Here is a 10,978-nt window from a genome sequence, read left to right as displayed (position 1 = left end):
AGCCCTAGACCCACTCGTAACGGTGCTCGGGACGGCCGGTCTCGCCGTACCTGAGGGTGAGGCGGATCCGGCCGGCGCGTTCGAGGAGCTTGAGGTAGCGCTGGGCGGTCTGCCGGCTCACGCCGGCCCGGAGGGCGACGTCCTGGGCCGACAGCGGGGCGTCTGCGGAACGCAGCACCGAGCGCACACGGTCTGCGGTGGCGGTGGAGTGCCCCTTGGGCAGTTCGGCAGGGCCGGCATTGGCGGCCCCCAACGCCCCGAAGATCCGGTCGACTTCGGACTGCTCCGCCTGCCCGCCATCCTCGAAAGTGCGGTGCAGTGCCGCGTAACCCTCCAATTTGGAGCGCAGGCCTGCGAAGGTGAACGGCTTGACCAGGTACTGCAGCGCACCGTGGCGCATGGCGGCCTGAACGGTCGCGATATCGCGCGCCGCCGTCACCATGATCACGTCGGTGGCCAGACTGCGCCGCCGCAAGTCACCCACCAGCTGGAGCCCGGTCTCGTCAGGGAGGTAGTGGTCCAGAAGGATCAGATCGACATGGTGCGTGTCGAGCGCGGCCAGAGCCTCCGCAGCGGTGTGCGCGAGGCAACTGACGTGGAATCCCGCGATTTTGGCGACGTACGCAGCGTTGATCTCCGCGACCCGTACATCGTCGTCCACGACCAGTACGTCAATCATCGGCCGGCTCCCGTCGCGTCTTCGGAGTGGCGACCACCCTCGGCGCTATCGGGGCGTGCGGTGATTCGGGCGTCCGTGAGTACCTCGAGTGCTTCGCGGCCGGGTGCTTCACGAGGCGCGGGAAGCTCTTCGGACAGTGCGTCGGGGAGCGTGACGGTGAACACCGCGCCCCCTCCGGGGCGCTCGCCGACCTCGGCGCTGCCTCCGTAGCGTTCGGCGAGGCGGCGCACGAGCGCCAGTCCGATACCGCGCTGCCCGTGGGCGGGCGGCTCCTTGGTCGTCCAGCCCTCGGTGAAGATTTCCGCGCGATGGGACTCGGGCACACCCGGTCCGTTGTCGCAGACGCGGACGACTGCGGTGCGCCCTTCGACGTGGACCGCCACCTCCAGCCGTGCCTCCCGCTTGCCCGCAGTGGCATCCAGGGCGTTGTCGACGAGGTTGCCGAGAATGGTGACAAGGCTGTGCGGGTCGATCAAACGGTCAGGGAGATGCGTATCGGGCGAGATGCTCAACGAGGCGCCGCGTTCCGTGGCGACCGTGGCCTTGCCGACCAGGAGAGCGGCCAGCAGCGGGTCGTGGATGCGCTCGGTGACCTGTTCGGCCGTTGCCCGGTGCACGCCTACGGCCTGTGTCACGAACTCCACGGCCTCTTCGTGCAGGCCGAGTTCGAGCAGCCCGAGGAGTGTGTGCAGCCGGTTGGCGTGCTCGTGGTCCTGGGCACGGAGCGCATCGATCAGGCCGCGGGTGCCGTCCAGTTCGCGGCCCAGCCGCTCCAGTTCGGTGCGGTCGCGCAAGGTGACCACGGCGCCGCCGTCGTCGGTCGGCATCCGGTTCGCCACGAGGACGCGCTGACCGCTGACCGCCAGCAGATCGGAACCGGACACCCGGCCGGCCAGCACGTCGGTGGTACGTCCCGGCTGCAGGACGTCGTCCAGAGGCCGGCCGGTGTCCTCGGCGCACAAGTCGAGGAGACGCTGCGCCTCGTCGTTCATGAGGCGGATCCGGCCGTGCTCATCGAGCGCCAGGAACCCCTCACGGATGCCGTGCAGCATTGCCTCGCGCTCGGTGAGCAGCGCGGAGATGTCGGAGAATGCCAGGTCGTGGGTGCGGCGCTGGAGGCGGCGGGAGACGAGATACGAGGCGAGGGCGCCCACGGCGAGCGCTCCGCCTGCGTAGGCGAGCAGTTCGGGGACGGTGGAGAGCAAGCGTTGCTGCACGCTCTCATACGCGATGCCGACGGATACGGCTCCGACGACCGTGCCGGTCTCATCGCGCAGCGGGACCTTGCCACGCGCGGAGCGGCCCAGTGTGCCCTCGTCGATCTGCATGACCTCCCTGCCCGAGAGCACGACGCTCGGGTCGGTGGAGACGTGATGCCCGATCTCGTCCGGGTCGGTGTGAGACCAGCGCACACCTCGCTCGTCCATGATCACCACGTATTCGGCGCCAGTGGCGGCGCGTATCCGCTCGGCCTCATTCTGGACGGGGCCATGGCGAGTGGGGCGGGATGCCTCCAGGGCATCGTCGAGGCGCGTCTCGGCGGCGGTGGTTTGGGCGATGGCGAGCGCGCGGTGCATGGCCTGCTCGTCCAGCTCGGCGCTGAGCGGTGCGAGGAACAGGCCGGTCGCGAGCGCGGTGACACCAGCGGCGATGGCCAGCTGCATCATCAGCACCTGGGAAAAGACACGGCGCGGCCAGCCCAGACGGGGGCGTGTCAGGCGCAGCCTCGGGGCTGTCCGTCGGCTGCTGGCGAGGGACGGGCCGTCGGCGGCCGACTGGGTGTGACCGGGATGATCGGCACCGTCGGCCCTGGCCGTGCCCGTCTTCCCCGCGGTGGCACCTGGGCGCGGCGAGCCGCTGGGGAACGGCGCGGGACCCGAGAGCCTGGTGGCGCTCGGGCGCGGAGCCGATTCGTCCTTCTCGCCCATACGCATGAACAGTAAGCGCGGCGGCAGCAGTGTCGGTAGTTCTCGCCGCTTTGATTCCGGAGGGTGGCCGAGCGGAGGCTCGCAGCGACCTGTGGGGCAGGTGGGGAGGGCCGTGCGGAGTTATCCACAGGGCTTTCGGTTGCGGATTGTGTGCGCTTAGCCTCGCAGGGCGAAGGTCAGTCGGGGAGCGCTCGCCACGGCTCTGGCCTGGCCAGGGCGGTTGCGGGCGAGCGCGTGGCCAGCCGCGTTCGCGGTGGGTTCGGCGCAAAGAGGAGCGTTCGCTGATCGCCGGGCGGCTGCGATGCGGCTGAAGCCTGGCGGGCGCGAGGAGGGCCAGCAACAGGAGGAGGGGACGACCATGTGCTCGATTGCGGGCGACTGGGGGCAGGGTGCGGCGCTGCGGGATGGCGCGCGTCCGATGTCTGTGCGGCAGGTTGCAGGGGCTGTGTTTGGTCTGGGGCTGGTCGTGACTGTGGGGCTGACGATAAGGATGGTGTTGGCCCGGGGGCGAGGGAGGCGCGCGGGGCTGCATGCCGAGGCGTGTCGCTGCCGGTGCCGTGAAAACGCCGTTGAGCCGGACCAGGCCCCAGCGTCAGGAGAGCGGAGCGAAGGGCGCGGTGAGCCACGCCGGGGCGGTGAGGCCCGCGATGGCCGTGATGGAGGTGACCGTCATACGCGCCGGTGGACCGAGCGGCGCACCACAGCTGGCGGGCGCCGGAGCACCATCGGCCCGCTGCTCGACCGTCACCCGCCAGGTGCGGCCGTCGGAGTGCGCGACGGAAACGGCCCAGGCGGGGGAGCCTTGCGTAACCGGCCCGCTAACGGGCCCATGGCCGTCGGCCCGCACAGGTTCGGGCCGCACCGTGTCGGTCCTTACGACGTCGAGTGCATCCGCCCGCTCCTCCCTGATCAGCTCGCGGACCGCCAGGTCAGCGGCCTGGGCCGGCCGATCCCAGGCCGAGCGCCCGCGGCAGTCGTCGAACGCGATCCGTCCACTGCGCGCAGCCTCCACGGCGTCCCTGACCAGGTGAGCCGAGGCCCGTCCGTAGGCGTAGCCGTAGGGGAGAACGAAGAGTGTGGGGGAGAAGCGGTGGCCGCCGATATGCGTGACCTCCCAGGCTTCGATTCCGCTGGCGGCGACCTCGGCGGCCAGGGGGCGCCCCAGGAGCGCGCAGCAGCGGTCCCGCTTGCCGTTGGTGCAGACGAGGACCAGCGGCTCACCGGTGTACGGCTCCCAGAGGCCGCCATGTTCTCCGGCACCCAGCGCGGCGAAGTTCAGGCCGAGCGCCGCTCGCGGGTCGGTGACGGTGGTCGTGCGGATCCAGGAGCGGCCCGGCGAGGTGTGCGCGACAAACAGCCGACGCCGGGAGACGCCATGACAGTCGGCGTGGCGTCCGGGCCGGCGGATCAGGGCGACGCGAACGTCTGTCCCCTCGGTCGCGGCCTCCAGGGCCCGGCCGATGTCAGGGTCGAGGTGGCTGTCCGTCAGCGCCTTGGCTCCCCAGGGCCCGGTCTGCTCGATGAGCAGCCAGGTCGGGGCAGTGGCCGCGGTTCCGGCCAGAGGCTCGGCCGTTTCGCGGGAAGCGGTAGCGCAGGTGCTCACAAAGGTGAGCCTAACCTGCGTTGCGAGACGCCGGATGCCGGGAGGGTGCTGAGGGGCTCCACGCCCCGTGGAACTGGGTCTACTAGTAGGGCAGCGGCACGACCTTCGTCGTTGACGGGGGCGGCGGGTCCGGCTGGAACAGCGCCCGGTCGGACTGGCCGGCCTGGCCGCCGTCGACGGCGTGACCGGGCCCAGCGTCAAGCGATGCGAGCGGCACCTTCGCGGCCTGCGATGCCTCCGGAGTGAGGGGCCCGTTCGTCACGGTCGGTCTCCCGGGCACGCGGCCCCTCTGTCACGGCAACGGCTGTGGCGGGCGGGGGCCCTGGTATTGGCCGCTGGGTCGCATTCGCAGCGGGCGCTCTCCGTACTCCTCCAGGGCGTGCGCGATCCAGCCGGCCGTACGGGCGATGGCGAAAACCGTTTCGCCCGCCTCGGCCTGCATCCCCGCCGACACCGTCAGTACGGCCAGCGCAAGGTCAACATTGGCGTGCAGGTCGGTGTGCCGGGCAGCGGTCGCGACCACCTGGCGTGCGACATGCAACGCCGGCTGCGCCCGCGGCACGTCCTCCAGCAGCCCGAACAGGGCGCGGGCTCGAGGGTCCTCGCCTGGGTACAGGGGGTGGCCGAGGCCTGGCACCCGGCGACCCGCTCGTAGGTGATCGGCGACGACCGCGGCTGCGCTGCCACGTTCCAGCACCTCCAGCAGCATTCGGTGGGCCAGCCCGCTCGCCGCGCCGTGCAGAGTGCCGTCCAACGCCCCGAACCCGGCCGAGACGATCGCGTACGGATGGGCGCGCGCCAAGGCGGCGACCCGGACGGCGAGTGTCGAAGCGGCGAGGTCGTGGTCGATGAGCAGCACCAGCGCCGCGTCCAGTGCGCGCAGCGACGCCGCTTCGGCCGGCTCGGGCGTCAGCCGTGACCACAGCCGCGGGGCGAGTGAGGCCGTGTCGGGCTGCTCGGCGGCCTGTGACGGCAGTGAGTCGACCAGGGTCGGGATGAGGCTGCGGGCGGTGTCGAGGACAGCTTCCTCGGACAGGTCGAAGCGCAGTGGGTCGGCGGCCGCCGCGGCGACCACGGCGACCCGCAGGCGGTCCATCGGCCCGCTGTGTGCAGGCAGCGCCTGTACGGCGTGGCGGGCCGCGGACAGTGCGTCGGACGGTGCTGTGAAACGGATGCCGCGGCGTAGTTCTCCGGTCCACAGCCACTCGGCGACTTCCTCGTAGCGGTAGTGGGTGGCGAGTTCTGTGGTGTCGACGCCGCGGAAGTAGCAGTGGCCGCGGTCGATGAGGGTGATGCCCGTACGAACCGCCAACTCACGGCTGGAGGTGGATGGTTCGCGGCGGCCGCCGCGCCGCGCGAGGGCGTCGACCTCCTTCGAGTCGAAGGTGCTGCCGCGGCCGCCGGGTTCGCGGCGGCTGGTCAGCTGGCCGCGGCTGACGTAGGCGTACACCGTCTCAGGCTTCACGCCGAGCCGGTCGGCTGCTTCCCGGGTGCTCAGTCGCCGCCCCGTCGCATCGTCACTTGCGCCATGTGCCGTGACGTGAGCTGTGTCTTGATCCGCCATAGGGCCACCGTATCTACCTACATGCATGTTGATTCAATCAATATTGACAAGTTTGAGTCAAGCATAGACAGTCGGATCAATGTCAGGGCGGAGAGATTTAAGGAGTTCGTCATGCCGATCGCTGAGGTGAACGCACCGATCGACGCGCCCCGAGGGCTTGCGGGCGTCATCGTTACCGAGACCGAACTGGGCGATATCCGGGGTCGCGAAGGCTTCTACCACTACCGGCAGTACTCGGCAGTTGAACTCGCTACGGCACGCAGCTTTGAGGACGTCTGGTACTTGATGTTCCACGGTGAGCTGCCGGACGCGGTGCAGCTGGCGGCCTTCACTGCGGAGACCGCCGCGCTGCGCGTGCTGCCTGCTGCGGTACGCGACGCGTTGCCCGGTATCGCCCGGGCCGGTGCGGTCTCCGGGCCGCTCGCAGGGCTGCGTACCGCGCTCTCGCTGCTCGGTGCGTCCGCCGGGTTCCGGCCGTTGTACGACATCGACGCCGACCGGCGCCGGGCTGACGCGCTCGCCGCGTGTGCTGCCGTACCGACCCTGCTCACCGCGCTCCATCGGCTCGGGCAGGGGGAGCAGCCTGTGGAGCCGCGTAGCGATCTGTCCTATGCCGCCAACTACCTCTACATGCTCACCGGTCACGAGCCGGAGCCGGAGCGCGTCCGGGCGATCGAGGCGTATCTGATCTCGACCATCGATCACGGCTTCAACGCCTCGACGTTCACCGCCCGTGTCATCACCTCCACCGGTGCCGACCTCGCGGCCTGTCTTGTCGGTGCGGTCGGCGCGCTCTCCGGGCCGCTGCACGGCGGCGCACCCAGCCGCGCCCTGGATACGCTCGATGCGATCGGCACGCCGGACCGCATCGACGACTGGATCCGCGAGCGTGTGCTGCGCGGTGACCGGATCATGGGCTTCGGCCACCCCGTCTACCGCACCGAGGACCCGCGCTCCCGGATGCTGCGCGGTATTGCCGAGCGCTTCGGTGGCCCGCTGGTGGAATTCGCCGTCCAGGTGGAGGCGAGGGTGGAGGCGCTGCTCGCCGAGCTCAAGCCGGGCCGCGAGCTGCACACCAACGTGGAGTTCTACGCGGGTGTCGTGATGGAGCTGTGCGGCCTGCCGCGCGAGATGTTCACGCCCACTTTCTGCGCGGGCCGCGTCGTGGGCTGGAGCGCCAACATCCTGGAGCAGGCCGAGGACTCGAAGATCATCCGCCCCGCTGCCCGGTATGCCGGCCCGCCCGCGCCGCAGCCGCTGCCCGTCGTCGTGCCCCGCTGACCGCCGTACGCCAGGAGGTGAGCCGAGCCCGCGTCGCAGGCGGTCCGTTACGATCGACAGCTCGTCCGCCGCCGGTCCGTGCGGCTCCGCCACCCGCACCATGGAGGCGCCCCCTTGGCCCCGCAACAGATCCCGGTCGTCGTGCTCGCGGGTTTTCTCGGGTCGGGCAAGACCACCCTCCTCAATCACCTGCTCGCGGCCGGCGACGGCACCCGTATCGGTGCGATCGTCAATGATTTCGGCAGCATCGAGATCGATGCGATGACCGTCGCCGGGCAGGTGGACTCGATGGTCTCGCTCGGCAACGGCTGTCTGTGCTGCGCGGTCGACACCAGCGAACTGGACGACTACCTGGAGCGGCTCGCCCGTCCCGCGGCCCGCATCGATGTGATCGTCATCGAGGCCAGCGGGCTGGCCGAGCCCCAGGAGCTCATCCGGATGATCCTCGCCAGCGACAACGACCGGATCGTCTACGGCGGGCTGATCGAGGTCATCGACGCCGCCGAGTTCGGCGCCACCCGGGAGCGGCATCCCGAACTCGACCGCCACGTCGGCATCGCGGATCTCGTGGTGCTCAACAAGGCCGACCGGATCGAGGACGCGGCGCGGCAGCAACTCATGGACACGCTCGCGGACCTCGCTCCGGGCCGGCCCGTGGTCTGCACCGCGTACGGGCGGATCGACCCGGAGCTGTTCTTCGACCGTGGCCCAGGCGAGGACCACGATGCGGCCGTGCGGCAACTGTCCTTCGAGGACCTGTTGAGGGAGGCGGCCGCGAACCGGGACGAGAGTGCCGACGGCGGTTCTGATGGCCTCCACAGCCCCGGCGGCGGCGACTCAGGGCAGTCAGGCGACTCGGACCACGTGGATCACGCACACCACGCCGATCACCCGCACCACGGAGGCCAATGCGGCCATGCCGAACACCTCCACGCTGCCTACCAGAGCGTGGAGTTCACCTCCGATGAGCCGTTGCATCCTCGTCGACTTATGGACTTCCTCGACAGCCGCCCCGCCGGTCTCTACCGCATCAAGGGCTTTGTCCACTTCGACGCCCCGGACAGCCGCCAGAAGTTCAGCGTGCACGCGGTCGGGGACTTCCTCCGCTTCTACCCCTCGCCATGGCCGAAGGGCGAGGAGCGGTGCACTCAACTCGTCATGATCGGCAGTGGCATCGATGCGGCGGCCTTGCGCAAGGAGCTGGAGAACTGCCGGGATACCGCACCGTCGGCCGCCGATGCGAACAGCATGTGGGGCGTCCTGCGGTACGTGGCCTCTCAGGAGGAGTAGCGACGAGGAGTAGGGATGAGGGCCGGGCCGGCCGGCATCGCACCGGCCGGCCCGGCCCTCGTCGACCACACGGGCCGCGAACCCCTACACCGGCCCTGCCAGCGCCGCGACCGGCTTCAGCAGCGGCACCCCCGAGCCGTCCCGCCGCGGATCGACCTCCGGCAACTCCACCGGAGCGCCCTTGGCGTCCGCCGCCCGCACCGGCACGGCTCCGGCCCAGGCCAGCGTCAGGCAGTCCTCGCCCTTCAGGAACCGCTGGCAGCGCACGCCACCGGTCGCCCGGCCCTTGCGCGGATACTGGTCGAACGGTGTGAGCTTGGCCGTCGCCTCCGAGTCGTCGAGCGTGCCGTGCGAGCCGGCGACGGTGAACACCATGGCGTCCGAGGCCGGATCGACCGCGGCGAAGGAGATCACCTTTGCGCCTTCGCCCAGCTTGATGCCCGCCATACCGCCCGCCGGCCGGCCCTGCGGCCGCACCTGTGACGCCTGATAGCGCAGCAGCTGTGCCTCGTTGGTGATGAAGACCAGGTCCTCCTCACCGGTGCGCAGCTCGGCCGCGCCCACGATGCGGTCGCCCTCCTTGAGGGTGATGACCTCCAACTCGTCCTTGTTGGACGGGTAGTCGGGCACCACCCGCTTGACGACGCCCTGTTCCGTACCGAGCGCCAGGCCCGGCGAGGCCTCGTCCAGTGTCGTCAGACAGATCAGCTGCTCACCGTCCTGCAGCGTCAGGAACTCGGAGATCTGCGCGCCCCCGGAGAGGCTGGGTGCCGCTGCGGTGTCCGGGAGCTGCGGCAGGTCGATCACGGAGATCCTCAGCAGGCGGCCCGTGGACGTCACCGCGCCCACCTCGCCCCGGGTCGTCGCCGGTACCGCCGACACGATCGCGTCGTGCTTGACGCGCTTGGCATCGGCGTCGAAGGACACCTCACCGGTCGCCGTACGCGCCAGCAGGCCCGTCGAGGACAGCAGCACCCGGCAGGGGTCGTCGGAGACCTCCAGCGGTACCGCCGCGGCCGGGGCGCCCGCCGATTCCAGCAGGACCGTCCGGCGGTCCGTGCCGTACTTCTTCGCGACCGCGGCCAGCTCGCCGGAGACCAGCTTGCGCAGCTCCGTGTCGGACTCCAGGATCCGGGTCAGGTCCTCGATCTCGGACTTCAGCCGGTCGCACTCCGACTCCAGCTCGATGCGGTCGAACTTGGTCAGCCGGCGCAGCGGGGTGTCGAGGATGTACTGCGTCTGGATGTCGCTCAGCGCGAAGCGCTCGATCAGCCGCTCCTTGGCCTGCGCGCTGTTCTCGCTGGAGCGGATCAGCCGGATGACCTCGTCGATGTCGACCAGTGCGGTCAGCAGCCCCTCCACCAGGTGGAGCCGGTCGCGCCGCTTGCCGCGCCGGAACTCGCTGCGCCGGCGCACCACCTCGAAGCGGTGGTCGACATAGACCTCCAGCAGTTCCTTGAGGCCCAGCGTCAGCGGCTGGCCGTCCACCAGGGCGACGTTGTTGATGCCGAAGGACTCCTCCATCGGCGTGAGCTTGTAGAGCTGCTCCAGCACGGCCTCGGGGTTGAAGCCGTTCTTGACCTCGATCACCAGCCGCAGGCCGTGCTCGCGGTCGGTGAGGTCCTTGACGTCGGCGATGCCCTGGAGCTTCTTCGAGCCCACCAGGTCCTTGATCTTGGAGATGACCTTCTCGGGGCCGACGGTGAAGGGGAGTTCGGTGACGACCAGGCCCTTGCGGCGGGCCGTGACGCTCTCCACCGTGACCGTCGCGCGGATCTTGAACGTGCCGCGGCCCTTCTCGTACGCGTCCCGTACGCCGCCCAGGCCCACGATCCGGCCGCCGGTCGGCAGATCGGGGCCGGGCACGAAGCGCATCAGGGCGTCGAGATCGGCGTTCGGATATCTGATCAGATGGCGGGCGGCCGCGATGACCTCACCGAGGTTGTGCGGCGGCATATTTGTCGCCATACCGACCGCGATGCCGGACGTGCCGTTGACGAGGAGATTCGGGTACGCCGCGGGGAGCGCGACCGGTTCCCGCTCCTGGCCGTCGTAGTTCGGCGCGAAGTCGACGGTGTCCTCGTCGATGGACTCCGTCATCAGGGACGTCGCCGACGCCATACGGCACTCGGTGTAACGCATCGCGGCGGGCGGGTCGTCATTGCCCAGCGAGCCGAAGTTGCCGTGCCCGTCGACCAGCGGCAGCCGCATCGAGAACGGCTGCGCCATCCTCACCAGCGCGTCGTAGATGGACGCGTCGCCGTGCGGGTGGAGCTTGCCCATCACCTCGCCGACGACGCGGGCGCACTTCACATAGCTGCGCTCGGGCCGCAGGCCCATCTCGTTCATCTGGTACAGGATGCGGCGGTGCACGGGCTTGAGACCGTCGCGGGCGTCCGGCAGGGCGCGGGAGTAGATGACCGAATACGCGTACTCAAGGAAGGAACCCTGCATCTCGTCGACGACGTCGATGTCGAGGATCCTCTCCTCGAAGTCGTCCGGCGGCGGGGTCTTCGTGCTGCGGCGGGCCATCGCGGCTGCGGCTCCTTCTGCTGCGTCTACTGCCGATGTTGGATCAATGCTGTCGGGGCGGTCAGCTGTCGGATCGACCGCTGAGTCTGCCTGAGTCTGAC

Annotated in this window: 8 protein-coding genes; 2 read left to right on the top strand and 6 right to left on the bottom strand. The window is 70.0% G+C overall.

Translation table 11 applies throughout. From position 1 onward, the window contains the following. Window positions 1–4: 4 nt before the first annotated feature. From AB0I10_RS21310 to AB0I10_RS21290, 5 genes are all read right to left on the bottom strand, one after another. The gene (locus AB0I10_RS21310; protein WP_363154103.1) at window positions 5–679 is read right to left on the bottom strand and encodes a response regulator; all 675 of its coding nucleotides are present in this window, start codon (window positions 677–679) and stop codon (window positions 5–7) included. Beyond that, the gene (locus tag AB0I10_RS21305; RefSeq protein WP_363154148.1) at window positions 676–2,346 is read right to left on the bottom strand and encodes a sensor histidine kinase; all 1,671 of its coding nucleotides are present in this window, start codon (window positions 2,344–2,346) and stop codon (window positions 676–678) included. Before AB0I10_RS21305 ends, AB0I10_RS21310 begins: the two co-directional genes overlap by 4 nt. Window positions 2,347–3,199: 853 nt before the next feature. Continuing rightward, complete coding sequence (locus AB0I10_RS21300; protein WP_363154102.1) at window positions 3,200–4,210, bottom strand: sucrase ferredoxin; 1,011 nt, start codon at window positions 4,208–4,210, stop codon at window positions 3,200–3,202. An 82-nt stretch (window positions 4,211–4,292) separates the two neighbouring features. Continuing rightward, entirely contained in the window at window positions 4,293–4,472 is a 180-nt protein-coding gene (locus AB0I10_RS21295) for a hypothetical protein (RefSeq protein ID WP_363154101.1), read from the bottom strand. A 30-nt stretch (window positions 4,473–4,502) separates the two neighbouring features. Continuing rightward, entirely contained in the window at window positions 4,503–5,774 is a 1,272-nt protein-coding gene (locus AB0I10_RS21290; protein ID WP_363154100.1) for a citrate/2-methylcitrate synthase, read from the bottom strand. Between the two features lie 111 nt (window positions 5,775–5,885). On the opposite strand from AB0I10_RS21290, the gene AB0I10_RS21285 reads away from it, so the two are divergent. Beyond that, window positions 5,886–7,055 (top strand): citrate synthase/methylcitrate synthase, encoded by a 1,170-nt coding sequence (locus AB0I10_RS21285; protein ID WP_363154099.1) that lies wholly within the window; start codon window positions 5,886–5,888, stop codon window positions 7,053–7,055. 114 nt (window positions 7,056–7,169) lie between these two features. Beyond that, entirely contained in the window at window positions 7,170–8,345 is a 1,176-nt protein-coding gene (locus AB0I10_RS21280) for a CobW family GTP-binding protein (RefSeq protein WP_363154098.1), read from the top strand. Between the two features lie 84 nt (window positions 8,346–8,429). Here AB0I10_RS21280 and AB0I10_RS21275 read toward each other — a convergent pair whose 3' ends face one another. After that, window positions 8,430–10,877, bottom strand: coding sequence for a DNA topoisomerase IV subunit A (locus AB0I10_RS21275; RefSeq protein ID WP_363154097.1), 2,448 nt, complete (start codon window positions 10,875–10,877; stop codon window positions 8,430–8,432). Window positions 10,878–10,978 lie beyond the last annotated feature (101 nt).

The organism is Streptomyces sp. NPDC050636, assembly GCF_040654775.1.
In the GTDB taxonomy this organism is placed as follows: domain Bacteria; phylum Actinomycetota; class Actinomycetes; order Streptomycetales; family Streptomycetaceae; genus Streptomyces.
Note: the sequence above shows the minus strand (reverse complement) of the source record. Positions and strands in the feature narration are given on the sequence as shown.